Source organism: Clostridium aminobutyricum (assembly GCF_017255415.1).
Classification (GTDB): Bacteria; Bacillota; Clostridia; order Peptostreptococcales; family Anaerovoracaceae; genus Aminipila; species Aminipila aminobutyrica.
This window is the reverse complement of sequence record NZ_JAFJZZ010000001.1, coordinates 987,579-1,011,298: the sequence shown is the minus strand read 5'-3', so window position 1 is coordinate 1,011,298 and position 23,720 is coordinate 987,579. Positions and strand designations below refer to the sequence as shown.

Below are 23,720 nucleotides of genomic sequence, written 5' to 3'. Positions count from 1 at the left end.
ATTCAAGAAAAAGCGACAAAAAATTGTACATTGTATGCAAAAATAGGTTGCAAAAATAGAGCAAAAAGCGTAGAATTATTGTGTTAAGAAAATAACAAATCCTTGCTGTCTTGAGCATGGATTATTTTGCTGAAACAAAAAATGTATGTGAAATAAAAGTCAGGAGGAACGTTATATATGGTTGAAGATTTATTATATAAGAAAATCGATGAAATTGTAGCAATGCATGCAGGAGAAAAACCGCCTATCGTTGCTATTCTACAAGATATTCAGGAAGAATATCGATATTTACCTAGAGAATCTTTCCCTTACTTGGCAAAGAAGCTTAAGGTGAGCAGTGCGAAAATCTATGGGGTAGCTACCTTTTATGAAAACTTTTCATTGGAGCCAAAAGGAAAATATGTCATCAAAATATGTGATGGAACAGCCTGTCACGTGAGAAAGTCGATTCCTATTTTAAATGAGCTAAGAAAAGAACTGGGTCTATCGGCTGAGAAGCATACAACGGACGATTTGTTATTTACAGTGGAGACCGTATCATGTCTCGGTGCCTGTGGACTTGCTCCGGTTATTACAGTCAATGAAAAGGTTCATGCGGCTATGACTCCTGAGAAGGCAAAAGATTTGCTTGGAGACCTAAGAAAGGAGATCGTAAATGATAAATAAGAATACGGCAGTTACTCATTCAGAAAAGATATTGACCAGACAAGAATTAATTTATAAAAGAGAAGAATATGCGCAGCGACTGGACCAGCAGAAGAAAAAGATTTATGTATGCGGAGGAACAGGCTGTGTAGCCGGAGGCTCCACTTTAATATATGAAAAGTTAAAGCAGATCATGAAAGAGCGAGACATCCCGTGTGAAGTGGAGCTGGAGCATGAAACTGAAGGAGAAGGGCGTCATGTGGGTTTAAAATACAGTGGTTGTCATGGATTTTGTGAAATGGGACCGCTGTTAAGGATAGAGCCTGCGAACCTTTTGTATTTAAAAGTTTCGATTGATGACTGCGAAGAAATTGTCGAACAGTCGATTGTCAGTGATGAAATTATCGACAGACTCATCTATAAAAAGGAAGGGAAAGGTTATCCTATTCAGGAGGAAATTCCGTTTTATAAAAATCAAACCAGAGTGGTATTGAAAGACTGCGGACAGATTGATGCGGAATCCATAGAAGAGTATATCGCTTACGGTGGTTACAGTGCGTTGGAGAAATGTCTGTTCGAACTGGTCGATGAGGACATTATCCGAATGATCTACGATTCCAATTTAAGAGGAAGAGGCGGCGGCGGTTTTCCTGCAGGAAGAAAATGGTCCCAGGTGAAGGTTCAGAAGGAACTGATTAAATATGTCGTTTGCAACGGAGATGAAGGCGATCCGGGAGCATTTATGGACCGAAGCATCATGGAGGGAGATCCTCATAAAATGTTGGAAGGTATGATGATGGCCGGAGTAGCTTCCGGTGCGCAGGAAGGCTATATTTATGTGAGAGCTGAATATCCATTGGCCGTAAAGCGGCTGAAGATTGCCATTGAGCAAGCGGAGCGAGTGGGACTGCTTGGAAATAACATATTGGGAAGCGGTTTTAATTTTAAAATAAAGATCGTGAAGGGTGCAGGTGCTTTTGTTTGCGGAGAAGGCAGTGCGCTGACGACTTCCATTGAAGGGGAAAGAGGTATGCCAAGGGTAAAGCCGCCTAGAACAGTGGAGCAGGGATTGTATGGCAAACCGACTTTATTGAACAATGTAGAAACCTTTGCCAATGTACCGATGATTATTACGAAAGGTACAGAATGGTATAAATCCATAGGACCGGAAAAAAGCCCAGGAACCAAAGCGTTTGCGTTAACAGGAAATATCGCCAATACGGGATTGATTGAAGTACCGATGGGAACGACTCTGAGCAAAGTAATCTTTGATATCGGCGGCGGTGTAAGAGATGGCAAGGCATTTAAAGCGGTTCAGATCGGCGGACCTTCCGGCGGGTGTTTGACCAGTGAGCATTTGGACTTACCCCTTGATTTTGACAGTTTGAAAAAAGTAGGAGCGATGATCGGCTCCGGCGGCCTTGTAGTAATGGATGAAGATACTTGCATGGTTGAAGTAGCTCGATTCTTCATGAACTTCACTCAAAACGAATCCTGTGGGAAATGTGTACCTTGCAGAGAAGGTACGAGAAGAGTCCTTGAAATATTAGAGAGAATTGTTGCCGGAAAGGGCGAACTATCAGATTTAGACTTATTGGAAGAATTATCGGATATGATTTCTTCCACGGCTTTATGCGGACTCGGAAAGACGGCTTGCAGCCCGGTGGTCTCAACCCTGAAGTATTTCAAAGATGAATATATAGAACATATTGTAAACAAAAAATGTCCGACGAAGACATGTCAAGCACTCAAGATGATCTATATTGAAAAAGAACTCTGCAAAGGATGCAGTAAGTGTGCCAGAGTTTGTCCGGTTTCTGCGATTGAAGGCAAAATAAAAGAACCGTTTATCATCGATCAGCAAAAGTGCATCAAGTGCGGTGCTTGTATTGAAAGCTGTAACTTCAAGGCAATTAAGGAGGATTAACCATGAACAGTATGAACACAAAAAAATTTATGACGATTGATGGGATTCCGGTTGCTATTGAGGGTGAAAAAAATATATTGGATTTAATCCGAAAAGTGGGAATTGATTTGCCTACGTTTTGCTATTACTCTTTTTTATCAACCTACGGAGCCTGTCGAATGTGTGTAGTGGAGGATAAAAACGGAAGCATTACGGCTTCCTGCTCTACTCCACCGAGATCCGGAATGGAAATCAAAACGAATACGCCAAGATTGCAAAAATACCGTAAGAATATTTTGGAGCTGATGTTGGCCGATCATTGCAGGGATTGTACGACCTGTGATAAAAATTATAATTGTAAATTGCAAGAAATGGCGAAGCGTTATGGAGTGAGAGAAGTACGGTATGAACGCTATACCCCAATCTTACCGATAGATGATTCCTCAAAAGCCATTATTAAAGATAGAAACAAATGTATTCTTTGCGGTGACTGTGTTCGAATGTGCTCTGAAATTCAGCGGGTAGGAGCTATTGACTTTGCTCATAGAGGTTCAAAAGTTGCTATTGAAACGGCATTTAGCGCCCCTTTATCAGAGACCAACTGTGTGAGCTGCGGACAATGTGCAGCGATCTGTCCGACTGCCGCTATTACGATTAAAGATGATACAAAGGGTGTTTGGGAAGACTTATATAACGATGATGTGATTATGGTGGCTCAGATCGCACCGGCCGTTCGAGTGGCGTTGGGGGATGAATTCGGTTTTCCGAAAGGTACCAACGTGATGGGTAAGATTGTCGCTGTACTGAAAAGAATGGGCTTTGATGAAGTTTATGATACTGCAACAGGTGCAGACCTTACCATTATAGAAGAAGCAAATGAACTGCTGAATCGGTTGAAGACAGAGCAGGATATGCCTTTATTTACTTCCTGCTGTCCGGCATGGTTTAGCTATGCGGAGATCAATCATCCGGATTTAATGGAGCATGTTTCCAGCTGTAAATCTCCAATGGAAATGTTTGGAGCTGTTTTAAAAGAGAATGCCAAAGTAAAGGGAACAGGGAAAAAGGCTAAGAAAACAAAGATGGTAGCGATTATGCCATGTACGGCAAAGAAGGCTGAAATTGCCAGAGAAGAATTTACATCGGACGGAGAACCTACTATAGATTATTCCATTACTACTATTGAACTGGCTAAAATGATAAAAGAATCCGGAATCCGTTTTGACGAAGTGCTTCCCGAAGCCGTGGATATGCCATTTGGTATCGCCAGCGGAGCCGGCGTCATTTTCGGTGCGACCGGTGGAGTGACCGAGGCCGTTATTCGATATATTTTAGGACCAAACGCCAAACAGCAACTCAGAGAAATTGCCTTTACCGGCGTTCGCGGTTTTGATGACCTCAAAGAGGTAACGATACCTTTAAACGATAGGCAAATAAATATTGCGATTGTAAGCGGATTGGCAAGTGCGGAAGCCTTAATCGAAAAAATAAAATCAGGCGAGGCGAAGTATGATTTTGTTGAAGTAATGGCATGCAGAGGCGGTTGTATCGCCGGAGCAGGTCAGCCGTTTGTACCGGGCAGAGCAAAAAAGGAACGGTCAGAAGGTATTTACGAAACCGATAGAATGTCCAATGTAAAAATAACCATAGATAATCCGGTTACGGATAATCTTTATCATACGATATTAAGCGGACACAAAGCACATGAATTGCTTCATTACAAATAAGCAGTCTAATGTGCATCGCCTGTAATGCGAGATAGATTATGCATTCAAAAATCAAAATAGAATGCATTCTATACATTCACACATAACATAATGACTTACAGGAATAATGGTCGGTTTAACAATTAAAACTGACCATTATTTCTTTTTTGTCCAAAGTTATTACATTACATGGCAGATTCAAAGATGATAATATCTTCTCCGATTTTAACAATTGAATTCCATGGCAGATGCATATAGTCATGATTTGAAAGAAATCCCATTTTGGTTTGTACGTTCGGAACAAGAATTGATTTGATTTGTCCGGTCTCTTTTTCAAATAACATTTCTGCATCCCAAAGCTGACCATGTCTACTGCCATTTCGCAAGTCAACGATTTCCTTGTCACCAATTTCACTTAATAGCATAATGAACCTCCAAACAGTAAATAATACTAATAATATTTATGTAAGGAGTGTAATATGAGTAATTTTCAAAATAATAACGTTGAGCAGGATGAGCCGATTGAAAATGCGGACACAAATGGAGATACAAATGAAAATATCAAAGAATTAGGAGTCGTTAATTCGGTCGGAGAATTTAAGAGTGATATTTTATGTTTGCCGATTATAGGAATCATTGAAGGGCATACTTTTGGTTCACCTAACGAGAAGACAACGAAGTATGAACATATTATCCCTCAATTGACTTCCGTGGAACAAAATGATGATATAAAAGGCCTGTTAATTATTTTAAATACGGTTGGAGGGGATGTAGAGGCAGGTTTGGCCATAGCAGAGTTAATTGCGACTTTGTCAAAGCCTACCGTTTCTCTGGTTCTGGGAGGAGGACACAGCATAGGAATTCCGTTAGCCACAGCCGCAAATTATTCTTTTATTGCGGAGAGCGCTACGATGATCCTTCATCCGATTCGAATGACCGGTATGATTATCGGCGCAGAGCCTACCTATGAATATTTTAGAAGGATGCAGGACAGAATCATCGATTTCATTATTCGGACTTCCAATGCGGATCGAGATAATATTTTACGATTAATGAACTGCACCGATAACATGTCGAATGATGTCGGAACCGTTCTTTTCAGCAAAGACGCTGTAAAAGCAGGGTTGATGCATGAAATCGGAGGTTTAAATAAATCGTTGGCCAAATTGTATGAGATGATTAACGAAAGAAATAAAAAATAAAATTGACAATTATTTCCATATATTATACGATAAAAATAAAAATAGGTATAGGAGTTAATAATGGAAATAATTACAATTATGTTGGTTTCTAAGGATTTAGATTATGCTTACACCTTTGCCAAATGCATGTCGGCAAAAAATAATCGTTTCTTATTTACGGTAGTAGATACACTTTCATTTCACCAGGATACAAATTTCAAAAAATATGATGTGCTGTTGCTGGATGGGGAGCATCAAGCTGCTCCAAAACCATTTATTCAGCTTGTGGAAAAAAGAGTGACAACTCCTATTGCTGAAGAGCAACAGCTCTATTTATATAAATATGAAAATACAAACTATTTTGAGTCTCAAATACTATTCTTCTATGGAATGATAACCGGAAGAAAAGAAATGCATTTGCCGAAAGAAAACACTAAAATTTTAACCTTTCATGGTTCTTGTGGAGGAAGCGGGAAGACGTCGGTATCCTTGGGACTTGCACAGGAATTAAAGCGCTTTCACGATAAAAAGATATTATACATCAATTATGAGGAGATCGAATCTACGCCTCTTTATTTTAGATGCGAGGATAGATATAAAACCATTTCCGATTATCTTTACTATATAAACAGCGGTAAGAATATAGGTTCTTCTATCAGTAGTTTCACGATAAAGGATGAATATGGGGTAGAAACGTTTGCTCCTTCAAAAGGCAGAAACGAATTAAAAGCATTAAATAATGAGGAGTTATCTGCGTTTTTTAAACAACTTTTAGAGTGTGGTTTATATGATTTTATTCTAGTTGATAGTGATGGTTCGTTAACGGATGAAAGTTTGTGGATTCTATCAGTCAGCGACCAGATCATTGTAGTAGAACGGTATGGGGAGGAAAGTAAACAGCATAAGTTCAGAAATTATTTGGAGTTTTGCTTAGGGAGCATTCTGGTCGAGAAGGTAGTGTCAGTGGTTAATTTTTGTGAAGGAATAGAAAATGAGGAGCATGCAGATTTGTTTATTGATGCTGATTCGGTAAGTTTAAAAAGCATTCGAGAAGGAAATTTTATATATAAAACGATTAATATAGACAAAGATTTTGGAGTAGGGATTAAAGAATTATACGCGAAGTTAACATTAATTTTACAATAGCTTAACATTTGTTCTCTTTCAACAAAACCGAAATGCTTGTAAAATATAAGTAAAAGTAATTTGCGTTTTGCTAAGAGGATAATTAAGATGGAATTTAATATTCTAAAAGACATCATCATATCGCTTGGAGGTTTGGCGATATTTATATACGGAATGAATTTGATGAGTGATGGACTGCAAAAGACAGCAGGTGAAAAAATGAAAAAACTGCTGGCTCTGTTGACGCAAAATCCTCTTCTAGGCGTTCTCATGGGTACGCTGACAACTGCCGTTTTACAAAGCAGCAGCGCAACTACGATTATGGTTATCGGCTTTGTCGGTGCCGGTCTTATGAATTTACCTCAGGCGATCAGTGTTGTTTTGGGAGCCAATATCGGTACAACCATAACAGCCCAGATTGTAGCTTTTAAGCTGGGGAATTATGCATGGGTGCTTGTTCTGGCAGGGTTTATTTTATATTACTTTCTAAAGAAAGAAGCGGTTATGAACTTCGGGCAAGCTATATTTGGATTTGGCTTGTTGTTTGTGGGCATGAATACAATGAGTGAGGCTATGGAATCCATCGCGGCGTCTGTTCAGACGGCAGAATTATTGGCTCATATCAATCAGATTCCTGTCCTTGGTGTTTTAATAGGTACTTTATTTGCTGCGGTCTTGCAGAGTAGTTCTGCAACGATTGCTGTTCTTCAAAATTTAGCTTCTCAGGCAGGACCGGATGGGGTTACCAGCGTAATCGGACTGGCCGGAGCGATTCCTCTTTTATTGGGAGCCAATATAGGAACAACCATTTCGGCTGCACTCGCTTCTAAGAAGGCTTCTGTTAATGCAAAAAGGACTGCCGCGGCACATTTTATTTTTAATGCTGTTGGGACCGTCTTATTTCTGTTTTTTATACCGGAATTCATGAAACTGATCCAAGCTATTTCGCCGGATGGCGCAGAAGTCGATATTCTGTCAAGAGAAATTGCGAATGCACATATGTGCTTTAATATTATAAATACCTTAATCTTTCTGCCGTTTCTATGGTTATTGGTAAAAGCAGTCATCAAACTTATTCCGGGTAATGATTGTGAAAGACATATTTCAGAGCCGCTGTACTTGGATTATAATATTATTGAGCAGCCGGTTTTTGCCATTCACATGGCCACAAAAGAGCTTTCAAGAATTGCCAATCTAACATCACAAATGCTGACAAATGCTAAAAAAGCTTTTCTGGGTAATGACAAAGAAGCAGTACATGCAGTATTCGAGACAGAAAATATTGTCAATAAGCTACAAGATGAAACAGTCAAATATCTGGCAACCATTTTTGCAACGGACACGTTAACTGAGCACCAGGGAGCCATGGTATCGGGATTGATACATACTGCGTCGGATATTGAACATATCGGTGATCATTGCAACAATATAGCCGAATTTTCCAATGAAAAGATTAAATATGGCTATGAGTTTTCAGACTCTGCTTGTGCAGAAATTTATGAGTGTTTTGATCATGTGGCCCGTATGGTAAGAGACTCCATTAAAGCCCTTGAAAATGGGGATATTCTTCTTGCGAAAGACGTTTTGATTCAGGAAGAGCAGATGAACAGGATGGAAGAGAGATTAAAGAAAGAACACATCAAGAGACTCTATGAAAAAGTATGTTCACCGGAGTTTACAGTCATGTATACAGATATTATTCATAATATTGAAAAGATAGGGGATTGCTGCCAAAATGTAGCAGAGGCTGTATTAAACGATGTAAATTTCAAAGAGAGTAACCTGCAAAGTAAAGAGCTTTAAGATGGTATGGCATTAAAAATTGATAGACAACTGTTAAAGAAAGCTGATATACTTTTATCAATGGGACTTGTAAATATAGTAGCTTTTATACAATAAGAAGAAAAAGCATTCAATTAAGGCGAAAGGTATTATGAAAAAAATATTAATTATAGAAGATGAACCAAATATTATTGAATTGGTGGCATATAACCTAAAAAATAACGGGTATGAGTATATTAGTGCAGAAGATGGGGTTATGGGCATCACGCTTGTTCATCGAGAAAAACCGGATCTAATTTTATTGGACATCATGCTTCCGGGTAAAAATGGGTATGATATTTGTCGAGAATTGCGAGAAGAAGGAAATAAAACACCAATCATCATGCTTACCGCTAAAAATGATGAAGTAGATAAAGTTCTTGGACTTGAATTCGGTGCAGATGATTATATTACCAAACCCTTTAGTGTGCGTGAACTGATGGCTCGTATTAAAGCTGTTCTGCGCAGATATGAAGAAAACAATCCGGCAGAAACGAACGATTATATCATTCGAATCGGTGATATTGAAATCAATACGGATCGGCATGAAGTGAAAGTGGCAGGAAATATAGTGATGCTTACGCTAAAGGAATTTGAACTGCTTTGCTTGCTGACGGAAAACAGAGGCCATGTTTTTTCCAGAGATCAGATTTTAGATAAAGTGTGGGGTATTGATTTTGTAGGGGAAAGCAGAACGGTTGATGTTCATATCCGATATTTAAGAAAAAAATTAGGCCAAGATGATAATGAAGAAAAATATATACAGACCATTCGAGGGAAAGGGTATAAAATGCAATGAGAAACAGATTCCTTTTGGCCTCTGCGGCAATCACCTTCATTAATCTTCTTTTAGTTCTGTTAGTGTTATCTTATTTTATTACAGCAGGAACAAATGATATGGACAGCGCATTCTTGTTTTTATTGAAGAATAGAGCTTTTTATATCGCCATTATCACTTGTGTTGCCGTATCTTGTATCTTTTCGTTTGCCATGTACAATCAAATTATGAAGCCGGTGCATGATATGCATGAAAAACTTGCTAAAATGACCGAAGAAAGCAAACGTGTCGAACAAATTCGGAGTGAATTTGTAGCCAATGTTACACATGAATTAAAAACACCTCTTACATCCATTTCCGGGTTCATAGAAACCTTGCAGGACGGTGCAGCGGAAAATCCTGAAATACGCAATAAGTTTATCGACATTATTGCGATTGAAACCTCTCGATTAGAACGTCTTATTGAAGATCTTTTAGTACTTTCTGAAATTGAAAATAAAAAAATTACCCCAAATATTGGAATAATTGATACCAAAGAATGCTTGTTAAAGATGATTACTGCTATAGAACCCATTGCAAGCGGTAAGAATATCATCATACAAACATCTTTAGTAGATAAATGTTATATTGAAGGGAATGTGGATCGATTCACTCAAATGATGGTTAATTTGATTGAAAATGCGATTAAATATTCCAACGAAAACAGCAGCGTTTTCATCTCATCTAGACAAGAAGGGGGGAAGATTATTATTGACGTAACCGATAAAGGGATCGGCATAGCTGAAGAACATTTCAGCAGGCTATTTGAACGTTTTTACAGAGTTGATAAATCAAGAACCAAGAAAGCCGGGGGAACCGGTTTGGGCTTGTCTATTGTAAAACATATAGCATATTTGTTGAATGCAGAAGTTAAAGTAAAAAGTAAGTTGGGAGAAGGCTCCACTTTTACAGTAATTTTTAACAGAAAAGAGGTATAGATGGAGAGACTTGATGTATTAATTAGTGATTTGGCTTTGATCTTAGTCGTAGCCGGAATCACCACCGTTATATTTAAAAGAATAAAGCAGCCTTTGGTACTGGGATATGTGTTAGCGGGTTTTTTGACCAGCACTCACTTTTCTGTGCTTCCAAGTATTGCAGATGCAGAAAATATTCACATGTGGGCAGATCTTGGTGTTATCTTTATCATGTTTGCCTTAGGTCTTGAGTTCAGTTTTCATAAGATTGCCAATATTGGTGGCAGTGCGATCGTAACCGCAGTGACCTTAATTACTGCCATGGTTTTTGTCGGTTACGGTGTAGGTCAGGCGATGGGATGGAGCCAAATGGATAGTATTTTCCTGGGTGGAATGATATCCCTGTCTTCTACGATGATTATACTGAAGGCCTATGAAGAGCTGGGGCTGAAAAATAAGAAATATGCACAGCTTGTTCTGGGTACGTTGATTTTGGAAGATGTCGTTGCTATCTTTATGATGATTATTTTATCCACCATTTCCATTAGTCAAAATGTATCCGGATTTGATTTGATTCAACAGTTAGGCACGTTAATTCTGTATTTGGTATTGTGGCTGGTATTGGGCATTTATTTGATTCCTACGGGCTTAAAAAAGGCAGATAAATACCTGAATGATGAAACCTTATTGATTGTATCCTTGGGGCTATGCCTTGCGATGGTAGTCATCGCGAATTATATGGGCTTTTCCTCCGCGTTAGGCGCATTTTTGGCGGGCTCTATATTAGCCGGAACCGTGAAGGCGGAACGAATTGAGGGGCTTGTTAACCCGATAAAAGACTTATTTGGAGCCGTCTTTTTTGTTTCGGTAGGGATGTTGGTAAATCCGGATATGATTCTAAAATACTTAGTACCGATTCTTATTCTAACCGTAGTGACCATATTGGGACAGATGACTTTTGCCATGTTAGGTGTATTGCTTTCAGGAAATTCATTGCATACGGCGGTGGGAGCAGGATTAAGTATGGTACAGATCGGTGAATTTTCATTCATTATAGCCTCCCTGGGAACGACCTTGGGGGTGACCAGTGACTTCTTATATCCGATTGTAGTATCGGTATCGGTTATTACTACTTTTACTACGCCGATGTTTATTAAACGAATCGAACCGGCCTACGTCAAACTGGCTAAAATCCTTCCGAAGCAGACGTTAAAGACACTAAAAACCTACACTTCTGAGCGGCAGACAGAAAATGAAAAAGATGCAGATTGGAAGGCATATTTAGGTCAATATATTCCGAGAACGATCATTACTTCTATCATACTTTTTTCGATTTATGTTGTTGTAATACATGTCATCATGCCGTTTCTGCTAAAAATGGAGATCTCTGTGCTTACGTCCAAAATAATTGCTTGCACGATTGCCGTTATGGCAATGGCACCGATTATCAACCTGATGTCTTATAAAAGAAAAACCATCTATATGAAGCTTTGGCTGAAGAAAAAAACCAATAGACCTCCTTTGCTGGCATTTAGAGTGGTAAGAATTCTCCTATCGATTTTCTTTGTGATGATTACCATAAGAGAACTTACTTCTATCCCTGCATGGATATTATGGTGGATTTCTGTTATTATCGTAATTTTCTCTATGAAGTCAGATTTCATGATGAGCAATTCAATCAAAATGGAAACTCGATTTATGGCGAACTTTAATGAGAGAATTTTGTCCTCAAACAAAAAGAAGAGAGGAATCAGCGGGCACCATAGGTGGCTTGATGAAACGTTATTGGTAGGCAAATACGAAGTGAAAAAGTTGCTTGTTGATAATTCGGAAAGAATCTTCTTTGCAAGACGTTTGCTTGGCGTTCACATTGTAAAAATTATCCGCGGTGAAATTCACATTAATAATCCCGATATGGAAACAGGCATCCAAGCAGGAGATATCATTGTGGCATTAGGAAAGCAATATAATCTTGATTCTTACAGTTTAGCAATCGATAAAGTGGCTGAGGTGTTGAAACTTGACGAATATTTGACTTTAAGAAATTATAGTTACGGTCAGATTTTTACTTCTACAGACGTAGAAAATCATTTGCTTTGCATAGCGATAAATGTCACGAAAGACTGTGAGTTCTGCAAAAAAACGATACAGATGTCAAGGATCAGAGAAAAATATTTCGGGTTTGTAATCGGTATAGAGAGAGATATGCTATCCATTGTCGGTCCGAATAAAAATATGATTATTGCAGAAGGAGACTTGCTTTGGGTACTGGGGGGGCAGGATACCCTGAATCTGTTCTTACAGGAAGGCATCTTGACGAATTAATGAAATCATCCTAAGTCCAATTGAATATTTGTCGAATAATGTCGAGTTAAAACAGTTGTAAATTTTTTACAGCTGTTTTATTATGTGCATATAAGGTAAAAAAAGGAAATTAAGTATAAAAATGGATAAAAAAGAGATGATTTTAATGATTGATGAAATACGCAGAATCGTAAGCAGACAAGAAAATTCAACGGATGAGGAAATCAAAGCGGAGATTGAGAACTTTATATTGAAAGATGCGCGAACCGTGATGCTCGGATTTAAAGAGAAGAGGAAGCTTGTCAATCAAATTTACTACTCTATAAGAAAAGATTTAAGTATTTTATATCCGTATTCGGTTGATCATGATGTGACGGAGATCATGGTGAATGGAGCAGACAACATTTTTATAGAGCGTTTCGGTGATATTGAAAAGGTTGATTCTGCCTTTATTTCCACGGAGGAATTGGAGGAGGTGATTCGAAGAATTGCGGCAAGGGTGCACCGTGAAATTAATGAATTAAATCCGATTGTCGATGCAAGACTTCCGGATGGATCAAGAGTGAATGCCGTTTATAAAAATATTGCGCTGAATGGACCTATTCTAACTATCCGAAAGTTCCCGGAAAAGGCAATAACAATGGAGGACCTGATTCGATTCGGAACGATTTCACGAGAGGCGGCTGAATTTCTTCAAAAAATGATTCTGGCAGGACAGAATACGTTCATCAGCGGTTCAACCGGCTCCGGCAAAACGACTTTGCTCAATGTTTTATCGAACTACATTCCAAATGAAGAGCGTGTCATTGTGATCGAAGATTCTGCAGAACTTCAGATCAAAACGGTAGAAAACATTGTGAGAATGGAATGCAGAAACGCAAATGTTCAAGGGAAGGGGATGATTGATATGCAGCAGCTTATAAAAACCAGCTTGAGAATGAGGCCGAATCGAATTATCGTAGGAGAAGTCAGAGGAAAAGAAGTCTTGGACATGGTGCAAGCAATGAATACCGGACATGACGGTTCCCTGTCTACAGGTCACGGCAATTCAGTGGAAGGCATGCTGAAAAGACTGGAAACCATGTTTCTGCAAGCCGTAAATTTCCCTGTCGATGCCATAAGAAGTCAGTTGGCAGAAGGAATCGATATCATGGTTCATCTGGGAAGACTTCCGGATCGAAGCAGAAGGGTATTGGAAATCTCAGAAATTAACGGCTATGAAAACAATAAGTTTCAAATCAACCGATTATTTAAATTTGACAATGAAAAAGGACTTATCAAAACAGGAAACAGTTTGACGAAGATGGATAAGCTTCAGATAAGAGGGGTTCATTTATAGTGGAAAATTATATTTACGAAATTATAAATTATGACAACTACGAAATGACTAATAAAGAAAAAAAGCAATATTATATGTTGGGATTTTTATTTCTCTTTCTATGTGCATTTGTATTTTACAACAGCGTATTTCTTTCCATATTGGTCGGAATATTAGTACTGCCTTTGCGAAGGTTCTATTTAAAACGAAAGATCATACAAAGACGAGAACAGCTGTGCCTCCAATTCCGAGACTTATTATATTCATTATCCGCTTCTTTTTCAGCCGGAAGACAAATGAACGAAGCGTTAAAAGAAGGAATCGAAAATTTGAAGTTACTATATGACGAACGAGCACCAATCATTATCGAATTAAAACACATTACAAAGAGTGTTGACGGAAGCAGGGCAAATGAGGATCAGCTCTTAAAAGATTTTGCCTATAGAAGTGGGATTGAAGAAATCATCAACTTTGCAGATGTATATGCCATTTGCAGGACAACAGGGGGAGATGTAGGGCAAGTTGTTTTAAAAGCCTCGGAAATATTAATGGACAAGATGTCTATAGAGAAGGATATGCGAACGTTGACTTCCCAGAAAAAATTTGAAGCAAAAATTATCACTTTAATGCCTTTTATTTTAATTATTTTTTTAAATCTTGTATCCCCCGATTATTTAGAGAGCATGTATCAGACGTTAGCAGGACGAATCATTATGACAGCGGCTTTGTTGGGTATCGCCATATCTTATTATATTATGAATATTATAACTGAGGTTAAGATATGAAAAAAAGTAATAATTTTTTAAGGCGCATAATCGAGAGCTGTATTGATAAAATTTTTGTTAAATTGCCGGATCGGATCACCGGTAAACAAATAAATTTTGAAAAAGAGTTTTTTAGGATTTATGGATTAAAAAATGTGGGCAATGAAATTGAAGCAATAAAGAAAGAAAATTTAAAACGATATGTAGGCATCTTATGTTGTTTTCTTCTTTTGATTTTCCTGTCCTGTTTTGAACTCCTTGGAAATGATCAGAAGATCCTTTTAACCGATGAAAAAGGGAGGCTCTATATTGAGAGACCAACAAAGGGAAATCAAAGCATACCATTAATGGTATATGGAAAGGTGGATGGCAACCAGTGGAATAAGGCAGTGACTTTAACCGTAAGAGCTGAAGGCAGCAATAAAATGATTGAAACGGAGAAGAAAGAGCCCGAAACATCCGAAGAGGAAGCGAATGTCAGTGTGGAACAGTTTTTACGTACTGTAAACAAAAGTGATTCGGAAAAAATAGTATATCTGCCGGATGAACTGTCCGGTGTACAGAGCCTCTCATGGGAGAAAAAACAATCGAATACATTGCCGATTATCATTTTTGCAGCAATATTAGCGTTATTGTTTACATACTTGAGTCGTTATGACGCCACAAAGAAGTTAGCAGCTAAATGTGAGGAATCCATTAGTCAGGAGCTGCCTGAATTTCTCAACAAAATTGTTTTGCTCATGAATGCCGGGCTTGTTTTAACCGCTGCTTTTGAAAGAATTGTACGGGATTATGGAGAACGGAAATTCGGAAACCAATCTTATTTTTATAATCAATTAGAGGAAATACACACGAAAACTGCCCAGGTAAATTCTCCTTTAATTGTTGAATTAAAGTTGTTTGCAGAACGGAGCCGTAACCGTGAATTCATGAGATTAACGAATGTTATGGCGGACAACTTAGATAAAGGAACAGAATTGGTAAGTAAACTTCAGGCAGAAAGTTCCTTTCTATGGTTTGAAAGAAAGAAGAAGGCAGAAGAAAAAGGCAAGCTGGCTGAAACAAAGTTAACGATACCATTGGCCATACAGCTGTTAGTATTAATTATGATAACCGTTGCGCCTGCAATGATGGAAATGTAGGATTTAACACAAAAAGGAGGACATGTTATGAAAAAGATATTGGTAAACAAAAAAGGAATGGAAATGGTACAAGTCGGTATTTTAATTGCTCTGGCCGTTGGAATTGGGTTGATTTTCAAAACACAAATTACCACCTTCATCAATAATACCTTTTCGACTTTAATGAACAGTGGATTTTAATAGAAGGTCGTATAAGAAAATGACTGTTCGACATCTTTTATTCAATAAAAAGGGATCCACTATGATAGAGGCCGCATTGATTTATCCGATGATACTGGCGGCAATGATGGCTGTTATCTATATTCTCATTTCAATGTACAGTGCAACTTCCGTTAAAGCCAATCTACATACTTGTCTGAGAGAAGAGATTCTTACTAGGACTGAGACAGGAGAGCGGATTGAACTTGAACATTCCTTTATGCCTTCAGATAAATATAGCATGGCTGCTTTCAATCGAAAAATCACGGTAATGGAGGAAGAAAAAATAATGTACTCTATTCTTAGCGGAAGCATGAGCCACACGTACAAAGGAAATGCGTTATTAAAAGGAGTAGATAAATTTCAAGAGGGAAACCTGTATCAAATTGATGAGAAGGACTATATCAGAAAGGTTGACTTAATCAGACTATGAAGCTATTTAATCGTAACAAAAAAGGGTCAGCTGCGGTGCTATTGGCTATGTTATTTATATGCTTGATGATGGTGGCTGTTTTATTGATTCAAGCTTCGGCGTCGGTTGCAGCTTATTCATACAGCGATGCTGTTCTTTTATCGGCCGGAAAGTCTATTTTATCGGAATATCATCTCGCACTTAAAGAATCTTATGGGATCATGGCTTTTAAAAGCTATGAAAAAGAAGTCGATTCAAAACTAGGTTTTTATATCCATTCAAGCTTTGAGCGAAAATTGCCGGGACAAGTTTTACCAAGCCATGAAAGCCTCACTTATTTACAGCCGTCAGCATCGGATATTTCCTGTGATTTAAAAGAATATGCTTTGGCCGATATAGATGTTTTTGAGACTCAGATTGAAGATGTGATGAAATACAATGTTGTGAATCTAGGTATCGATTATATGTCTCAGTCGGGAAACAAAGGGACAGGCAATGGAAAAAAAGTGAATACCGAATGGGACGGTAAAAATTTCGCTGAAGCACAAGGGACCGATTATGGGAATAGAAAGTTGATAAATCAGAAAATTACTAACAGTTTGCCTTCAAAAGGCTTGAATGACAATGGTATTTCTATTACTGCGATGGTTGCTGAAGGACTGTCTTCATGGAAACAATTATACGAAAAGGAAAATGCTAAATTTTATGTTAATGAATATGCTCTGAATTATTTTAATCAGAGATATGAGAATATCAGTGAGCAGAATAGCTTTTTTAAAAATGAGGTGGAGTATATTCTTTACGGTAAGCTAAGTGATCAAGAAAATGCGGAGGAATTTATGGAGGACTTTAAAGCGTTGCATTTTCTTTTAAACTCAATACATGTTGGGACCGATCCCCAGAAACGTCAAGAAGTCCTGAGTTTGGCAGAAATCATGACACCAGGACCCGAAGCAGCAATCACAGCGGGAATTTTGGCGGAAACTTGGGCTTATGCTGAAACCGTTAATGATATGAAATTATTAGAATCAGGCCAAAAGGTTGCATTAATCAAATCGAAATCAACTTGGGCCTTAACTCTTACGGCAGCCTTGAGAGGATCAAACGGCAAAAGCTATATATCACCGAAATCCGATCAAGGGTATTCCTATAGAGACTATTTAAAACTATTCTTATATTTTCAGAATAGAGAAACAAAATTATTAAGAATCATGGACCTAATTCAGATTAACTTAAAGATGAATGCAGATCAATCTTTTGCTATTAAGGATTGTTATGTCGGTCTAAAATATGAAGCTAGTGTAAATGGGCAGAGGTATTGTTATGTTCAGATATACTAAAAAAGGTACACTTACCGTTGAAGCCTCCATTCTTTTACCGTTGGTTATCCTCGGCATTCTAACGGTAGGCTATTTGATTAAGGTACATTGTATCAATGAAAATGTAATGAATACAGCTTTGGACGAAACAAGGTTACTGGCTATTGAATCTTACACCGATGTAGGCAAAACTAAAATTGTTGAATTTTCTAATAAATTAGAAGAAAGGATTTGCGATGAAAATAAAGCGATTAATCAGGTTCAGATAAAGGACCTAAAGTATTTGTATTCGTTTGGGAATCTAGATAAACTAATTTATTTTAATGTCGTTTACAATATAAATATAGGTTTTCCAATTAATTTCTATGGGGATATTCCCGGAAATGAGACCATTGTATGCAGGGCTTTTGTTGGTTCGGATCATTATGATGAGAAAATGAATGCTCAAGAAATGCAGAAGGAAGAAGAGTCTGAATTAGTTTGGATTTTCCCGAACGAAGGGAAGAAATATCACCAGAAAAATTGTTCCTATATAGCGGTTGCAGCTACTCAAACTGTATTAACCTCCGGAATAAAAAGAACCTATCAACCCTGCAAAATTTGCAAACCAAATAGTTTGGAAAATGGCAGTCTGGTATATTGTTTCAAAAATAGCGGGCAAGTCTATCACCGAGGAAATTGTTACATCGTAGACCGATACGTGGTTGAAATAGAAAAATCGGAAGCCATACAGCGTCATTATTCTGCATGTCTGAAATGCGGAGGATAAAAAGATGGAAAAAATTTTTGTCAAAAATAGAATCAAAAACTTTGAAATAAAAATATTTTCGGAAGGTCAATGCAGTGCTTTCTTACCTATGTCTTTTATAGAAAAAGAGGATAAATGGTATGTGACGTATTTTTCGGAGGATTATATTCCTATGGTTCATTTGAATTTAAATAATCCTTATGAATTGCTGCATATGATAGAAAAATTATTATTGAGCATCAAGGATGCAGAAAATCATTTGATTCTTTTTAACCGTTATACTCTTCTTAAAGAAGAGATATTCTTCTCTAAAAAATTTGATCAGGTACGTTTGATGTTTGACCCTGTAGTGGATGATCAAGAAATGGAAGCTTTCTCTGCCAAAATGGTGAATATTTTAATCGAAATAAAAAAATTGGTTCTTGAAAAAAGGGCTTGTGAATATCTTGAAATGATAATATATAAGCTAGATTATTCCAATATAAGCAGAGAGGGGCTTATTAATTATATAGGAGAATTAAAGAGAGAAGTACATATTTGTGGTTGGTAAAAAAAGCAGATAAATAACTAAAAACCCCAATAATGTCTTCAAAAAGTAAAAAAAGTTAATTTTGTGAAAATACAAAAAGTAGTAGACATTTGCTCTTATTCACTATATAATAAACTCATTAAATATTTAAAATAACTTTGGCTCGATATGAACATAGAAAATTCTTTTCTTGGAAACTAATGTCCCTAGCATCTGTTAAGAAAAAACTTCTGACCTCAATCGTTTACCATAATGATATTTTAGATATTTAGATAACTTTTTTTATTAACATGGAGGAAATATTATTATGGAAGACAGAACACTTATTTGTCAGGATTGCGGAAGCGAGTTTGTATTTACTGTTGGAGAACAGGAATTCTACAAGGAAAAGGGTTTTGACAACGAACCGAAGAGATGTAAGGAATGCAGGGACAAGAAAAAGCAAGAAAGACGTAGAGATAGATAATCAGATATCAAGCGATCTTACATGGAACAAAAGCCGAGTTTATCTCGGCTTTTTATATATTAGGAAATATCGTTTGATTTTTCTAATACATAAGCAATGACACAAATGCATAAATTGGGCTTAAAAAGAACAAGCTTAATAGTAAAGAGAGGAAAAAGATATGAAGAATTTTTTTGCGAATTGGAACTATAAGAAACATGCTAAATTTGTGACAGCAATCTATGCGGTGCTCTATGCCATTGACATGACCTTCACGTATTGTCTAATTAAAAAATTGAACAAAAATGATTGGAAATTAAAATGTAATTGTAAAAAACAAGCGGAATAACTGAACTTGTTCAATTTTTAAATCATAATGATGTGAAATACTCGATTCTTTAAGGAGTCGGGTATTTTTTTGACTTAGAATCATAGAATTAGATAAGGATTTTATGAGGAGGAAAAAGTCAATATGGGATGGAATAACAGAAAAAGAAGAAGACCTATTGGTGGAAGAAAAACAAGGGTGGATTTTAGAACAATAATTGTTATAATAGGAGTGGCAGCATTACTCGGTTATGGTACTGCTAAATTTATCATTTATCCGTTATTTGATGATTCACGGCCACACTTTCAAATAAGCAAGATATTGGCGCAATTTTTGAATGGTAAAGAGACTGAAGGGAATCAGAATGATGCCGATACAGACAGCCAAAATAAGAATGGGGTTGTTGAGGACCAGCTTAATGTTACCAAGCAACCAGGTATAACAGACAGCAGTATCCTATCGGGAAGCGCTGTTGCCTCTCAGCCTGTTACAACGCCGAATACAACACCAGCACCAACTACCCAAGGGGGCTATTGTATACAGTTCGGAAGCTTTTCAACCCGAGTAGGCGCTGAAAATTTATTGAAAGAGCTAGGCAATAGCGGCATAACGGCAGAAATCGTCGAAAAAGACGGAACCTTCAAAGTGGTAAGCCAGCTGTTTGAACAAAAAGAAAAGGCACTGGAATCGATGGCTACTATACAAAGCCAATATACCGACGTATTTGTAATTCAAAGGTAACTATAATAAATATTATGAAAACAAATAAAATATATCTACTATTCCTATTCAATATATTCTAAGAGAAAGAGACGAGACATGATACCTTTATCCACAAGAATGAGGCCGGATAGCCTTGACAATTTCATAGGACAGAAGCACTTTATGTATAAAGATTCCTTGTTTTATAATTCGATACGAAATAAGACATTTGATTCTGCTATTTTTTACGGGCCTTCCGGAACGGGGAAAACCACTTTGGCAAGAATTATTGCCAAGGAAATGGATGGAGAATTCTATGAGCTGAATGCGTCTACTACAGGAACGAAGGAACTAAAAGAAATTATCGAAAAGGCTCAATTGAAATTTTTTGGACTTCAAAAGCAGACAACTTATGTCTATGTGGATGAAGTTCATCGCTGGAATAAATTACAGCAGGACTCCCTTTTAAAGGCAATTGAAGAAGGAGTTATTCACTTTATCGGAAGCACGACGGAGAATCCGTATTTTTCGATCAACAATGCTATCTTGAGCAGGGTTCGGAATATCTATGAATTTAAACAACATACGACTGAAGATTTAATAGAAATCTTAACCTATACTTTACAGGATACGGCCAGAGGATTGGGCAGCCTCCATATCAAATACGAAACAGAGGTGCTTAAGGTGCTTGCTGAAATGAGCAACGGAGATGCCAGAGTTGCTTTGGATACATTGGGCTTTATCTTAGATAATCTGAATACCGATATGGAGCTGACAACGGCTTTGGTCGGAGAAGCGATGCAACGAAAGACCACTTTCTATGATCGAAGTGAAGACCGGTACAACCTCTTATCTGCGCTTCAAAAATCCATCCGGGGCAGTGACCCCGATGCGGCCGTTCACTATTTAGCGCGACTTCTGAATGGAGGAGCGGATATTCAGATGATCGGAAGGCGGTTACTCGTGATGGCGAGTGAGGATATCGGCATGGCTTATCCAACCGCTATCACCATTGTAAATTCCTGCGTTCAAGCCGCCTTGATGGTGGGTTTACCGGAAGCTCAAATTAACTTAGCACAGGCCGTTGTCTTATTGGCCTCTTCTCCGAAGTCCAATGCATCTTGTATGGCTTTGGATAAGGCGCTGCAGGACATTCGTACCAAGCAGATCGATGATGTGCCGCTGCATTTGAAAGATTCCCACTATGGAGGGGCAAAAAAGCGAGGCATCGGTATAGATTATAAATACCCGCATGCTTATGGTGGGTATGTAAAGCAGCAGTATTTGCCGGACAACCTCTATCAGGCAGGTGTTCGATATTATGAACCGACCGAGAACGGCAATGAAGCCGCTTTTAAGAAATTTTTAGAGGGAGTACGAAAAATTAATGGCAGAGATTAAATTAGCGGAGCATTCCGGGTTTTGTTTTGGTGTGAAGAGAGCCATCGAGCTGACTGAGAATACCGTAGAAACGAATAAGGGAGAAAAACGGGTTTTTACTTGCGGCCCGTTGATCCATAATAAGATCGTTACCGATGAGCTGGCAGAAAAGGGAGTTCGAATGATTACCAAGCCAGAGGAGGCTGCTAAAGAGGATGTGGTGATTATTCGTTCGCACGGAGAACCCGAAGCCTTTTATAAAACGGCTGAGCGCATTGGCCTTGAAATCGTAGATGCGACTTGCCCCTTTGTAACAAAAATTCATGAGTATGTAAAAGAAGCGCATGAAAAGGGAAAACAAATTTTAATCGTAGGAGATGCCTCTCATCCCGAAGTCATCGGAATAAACGGCTGGTGCGAAAACAGTGCGGTGATTATCCATTCGCAAGAAGAAGCAAATGACGTCGAAACAGGCCCCTATTTTGTAGTTGCACAGACTACGATACAGAAGTCGAATTTTGACGAAATAATAAATATGCTAAAGTCGAAAGGATGCGAACTGGAGATACGAAATACCATCTGCAATGCAACAAAATTGAGGCAGGAGAGTTGTGAGAGTTTATCGAAAATAATGGATGTAATGGTTATAATTGGTGGGAAAGAAAGCTCAAATTCACGCAAATTGTATGACTTATCAAAAAAAAATTGCAAAAAAGTTTATTTTATTGAAAATATCAGAGATTTACCATTGAAACATCTTGCATTATGTAATAAAATAGGAGTTGCGGCAGGTGCCTCTACACCTGAACGTATTATTAAGGAGGTTATTGCTAACATGGGTGAATTTATCACTGAAAACAATGAAGACAATTTAATGCACGACTTAATGGAGGAAATCGAAAAATCATTAAGGTTACCAAGAAGCGGTGAAATCGTAGACGGGACTGTAATTCAGGTTACTGACAGAGAAGTTGTCGTTAATCTTGGGTGCAAGAAAGATGGTATCATACCAAAGGACGAATTAACACTGGAAGGAGACCAAAAGCTTACTGATTTATTTAAAGAAGGCGATGATATTCAGGCTAAGGTATTAAAGACTGATGATGGCGACGGAAATATTCTACTTTCTAAGAAAAAATTAGAAGTTAATGAGCATTGGGATGAAATCAATGGTGCTCTTGAAGATAAATCATTCGTTAACGCTAAAGTAATTAAGGAAGTAAAGGGCGGAGTTATTGCTGCTTACAAAGAAGTATTCGGATTTATCCCTCTTTCCCAGCTTTCGGACAAGTTTGTTGATAAAGCAGAAGAATTTATCGGAAAGACTCTTCCTGTTCGAGTTACTCGCGTTGACCAGAAAAAAGGAAAGGCTGTATTCTCTCACAAGGCTTACTTAACAGAAGAAAGACAGAAGAGAATCGACGAAGTTTGGGGCGGTCTAACAGAAGGCGATGTTGTAGAAGGTACTGTTATGAGATTTACTGATTACGGTGCATTCGTTGATATCGGCGGAATTGATGGATTACTTCACATTTCAGAAATTTCATGGGGCAAGTTAAAGCATCCGCAAGAAATCCTATCCATTGGACAGAAGGTAGAAGTTAAAGTACTTTCTATGAACAATGAAAAGGGTAAGATTTCACTAGGATTAAAGCAAACTCAGCCGGAACCATGGTCAATTATTGATGAAAAATATCAAGTTGGACAGGTTATCTCAGGGAAAATTGTTCAGATTAAAGAATATGGTGCATTCGTTGAATTGGAACCAGGTCTTGATGGTCTTGTACATATTTCAGAGATTGCACACAAGCGTGTTACTAACATTGCGGATGAAATCTCTGTTGGACAAGAAGTATCAGCTAAGATTCTTGAAATCGACAAAGAAAGAAAGAGAATTAGCTTAAGCATCAAGGAAACTCTTGAAGCACCGGAAGCAGAAGCAGAAACAGAAATAGAAGCAGAAGAAGCTCCGGCGGCAGAAGAAGCAGCTGAATAGTTTTAAATGAATCAAAT

General features: G+C 37.9%; 23 protein-coding genes. 22 read left to right on the top strand and 1 reads right to left on the bottom strand.

The window, feature by feature from the left end:
- Positions 1–177 precede the first annotated feature (177 nt).
- From JYB65_RS04880 to JYB65_RS04870, 3 genes are read left to right on the top strand one after another with little or no spacing between them, the layout of a single operon-like run.
- Positions 178–666 (top strand): NADH-quinone oxidoreductase subunit NuoE family protein, encoded by a 489-nt coding sequence (locus tag JYB65_RS04880; protein ID WP_206581470.1) that lies wholly within the window; start codon positions 178–180, stop codon positions 664–666.
- Positions 656–2,572: an NADH-ubiquinone oxidoreductase-F iron-sulfur binding region domain-containing protein gene (locus JYB65_RS04875; RefSeq protein WP_206581469.1), complete on the top strand. Its 1,917-nt coding sequence runs from the start codon at positions 656–658 to the stop codon at positions 2,570–2,572. Before JYB65_RS04880 ends, JYB65_RS04875 begins: the two co-directional genes overlap by 11 nt.
- A gap of 2 nt (positions 2,573–2,574) precedes the next feature.
- The gene (locus JYB65_RS04870; protein WP_483413775.1) at positions 2,575–4,278 is read left to right on the top strand and encodes a [FeFe] hydrogenase, group A; all 1,704 of its coding nucleotides are present in this window, start codon (positions 2,575–2,577) and stop codon (positions 4,276–4,278) included.
- A 164-nt stretch (positions 4,279–4,442) separates the two neighbouring features.
- On the opposite strand, the gene JYB65_RS04865 is transcribed toward JYB65_RS04870, so the two are convergent.
- On the bottom strand, positions 4,443–4,682 hold the full coding sequence (locus tag JYB65_RS04865) for a YlmC/YmxH family sporulation protein (RefSeq protein ID WP_206581468.1): 240 nt from the start codon (positions 4,680–4,682) through the stop codon (positions 4,443–4,445).
- A 54-nt stretch (positions 4,683–4,736) separates the two neighbouring features.
- On the opposite strand from JYB65_RS04865, the gene JYB65_RS04860 reads away from it, so the two are divergent.
- The 19 genes from JYB65_RS04860 (at position 4,737) to JYB65_RS04770 (ending at position 23,703) form a co-directional block, all read left to right on the top strand.
- Complete coding sequence (locus tag JYB65_RS04860) at positions 4,737–5,459, top strand: ClpP family protease (RefSeq protein WP_206581467.1); 723 nt, start codon at positions 4,737–4,739, stop codon at positions 5,457–5,459.
- 60 nt (positions 5,460–5,519) lie between these two features.
- Positions 5,520–6,584, top strand: a complete 1,065-nt coding sequence (locus tag JYB65_RS04855) for a P-loop NTPase family protein (protein WP_206581466.1) — start codon at positions 5,520–5,522, stop codon at positions 6,582–6,584.
- Positions 6,585–6,671: 87 nt separating this feature from the next.
- Positions 6,672–8,366 (top strand): Na/Pi cotransporter family protein, encoded by a 1,695-nt coding sequence (locus JYB65_RS04850; RefSeq protein ID WP_206581465.1) that lies wholly within the window; start codon positions 6,672–6,674, stop codon positions 8,364–8,366.
- A 130-nt stretch (positions 8,367–8,496) separates the two neighbouring features.
- Positions 8,497–9,183, top strand: a complete 687-nt coding sequence (locus JYB65_RS04845; RefSeq protein WP_209010480.1) for a response regulator transcription factor — start codon at positions 8,497–8,499, stop codon at positions 9,181–9,183.
- On the top strand, positions 9,180–10,139 hold the full coding sequence (locus JYB65_RS04840) for a sensor histidine kinase (RefSeq protein ID WP_206581464.1): 960 nt from the start codon (positions 9,180–9,182) through the stop codon (positions 10,137–10,139). Before JYB65_RS04845 ends, JYB65_RS04840 begins: the two co-directional genes overlap by 4 nt.
- Positions 10,140–12,443 carry a cation:proton antiporter gene (locus JYB65_RS04835; protein WP_206581463.1) on the top strand — a complete coding sequence of 768 codons (2,304 nt, stop codon included), beginning with the start codon at positions 10,140–10,142 and terminating at the stop codon, positions 12,441–12,443.
- Between the two features lie 121 nt (positions 12,444–12,564).
- Positions 12,565–13,761, top strand: a complete 1,197-nt coding sequence (locus JYB65_RS04830) for a TadA family conjugal transfer-associated ATPase (protein WP_206581462.1) — start codon at positions 12,565–12,567, stop codon at positions 13,759–13,761.
- A 275-nt stretch (positions 13,762–14,036) separates the two neighbouring features.
- Positions 14,037–14,525, top strand: coding sequence for a type II secretion system F family protein (locus JYB65_RS04825; RefSeq protein ID WP_206581461.1), 489 nt, complete (start codon positions 14,037–14,039; stop codon positions 14,523–14,525).
- The gene (locus tag JYB65_RS04820; protein ID WP_206581460.1) at positions 14,522–15,646 is read left to right on the top strand and encodes a type II secretion system F family protein; all 1,125 of its coding nucleotides are present in this window, start codon (positions 14,522–14,524) and stop codon (positions 15,644–15,646) included. Before JYB65_RS04825 ends, JYB65_RS04820 begins: the two co-directional genes overlap by 4 nt.
- A gap of 27 nt (positions 15,647–15,673) precedes the next feature.
- Entirely contained in the window at positions 15,674–15,826 is a 153-nt protein-coding gene (locus JYB65_RS04815; protein WP_209010479.1) for a Flp1 family type IVb pilin, read from the top strand.
- Positions 15,827–15,845: 19 nt separating this feature from the next.
- Entirely contained in the window at positions 15,846–16,277 is a 432-nt protein-coding gene (locus tag JYB65_RS04810; protein WP_206581459.1) for a hypothetical protein, read from the top strand.
- Positions 16,278–16,324: 47 nt separating this feature from the next.
- Positions 16,325–17,596 (top strand): DUF5702 domain-containing protein, encoded by a 1,272-nt coding sequence (locus JYB65_RS04805; protein ID WP_206581458.1) that lies wholly within the window; start codon positions 16,325–16,327, stop codon positions 17,594–17,596.
- Positions 17,580–18,344 (top strand): hypothetical protein, encoded by a 765-nt coding sequence (locus JYB65_RS04800; protein ID WP_206581457.1) that lies wholly within the window; start codon positions 17,580–17,582, stop codon positions 18,342–18,344. Before JYB65_RS04805 ends, JYB65_RS04800 begins: the two co-directional genes overlap by 17 nt.
- Positions 18,345–18,348: 4 nt before the next feature.
- Entirely contained in the window at positions 18,349–18,873 is a 525-nt protein-coding gene (locus tag JYB65_RS04795) for a DUF6382 domain-containing protein (protein WP_206581456.1), read from the top strand.
- A 286-nt stretch (positions 18,874–19,159) separates the two neighbouring features.
- Positions 19,160–19,318: a zinc-ribbon domain-containing protein gene (locus tag JYB65_RS04790; protein ID WP_163066400.1), complete on the top strand. Its 159-nt coding sequence runs from the start codon at positions 19,160–19,162 to the stop codon at positions 19,316–19,318.
- Between the two features lie 160 nt (positions 19,319–19,478).
- Positions 19,479–19,646 carry a hypothetical protein gene (locus tag JYB65_RS04785; protein ID WP_206581455.1) on the top strand — a complete coding sequence of 56 codons (168 nt, stop codon included), beginning with the start codon at positions 19,479–19,481 and terminating at the stop codon, positions 19,644–19,646.
- Between the two features lie 123 nt (positions 19,647–19,769).
- On the top strand, positions 19,770–20,366 hold the full coding sequence (locus tag JYB65_RS04780; protein WP_206581454.1) for an SPOR domain-containing protein: 597 nt from the start codon (positions 19,770–19,772) through the stop codon (positions 20,364–20,366).
- Between the two features lie 78 nt (positions 20,367–20,444).
- Positions 20,445–21,728: a replication-associated recombination protein A gene (locus JYB65_RS04775; RefSeq protein WP_206581453.1), complete on the top strand. Its 1,284-nt coding sequence runs from the start codon at positions 20,445–20,447 to the stop codon at positions 21,726–21,728.
- Positions 21,715–23,703 carry a bifunctional 4-hydroxy-3-methylbut-2-enyl diphosphate reductase/30S ribosomal protein S1 gene (locus JYB65_RS04770; RefSeq protein ID WP_206581452.1) on the top strand — a complete coding sequence of 663 codons (1,989 nt, stop codon included), beginning with the start codon at positions 21,715–21,717 and terminating at the stop codon, positions 23,701–23,703. The genes JYB65_RS04775 and JYB65_RS04770 overlap by 14 nt, the downstream gene beginning before the upstream one ends.
- Positions 23,704–23,720 lie beyond the last annotated feature (17 nt).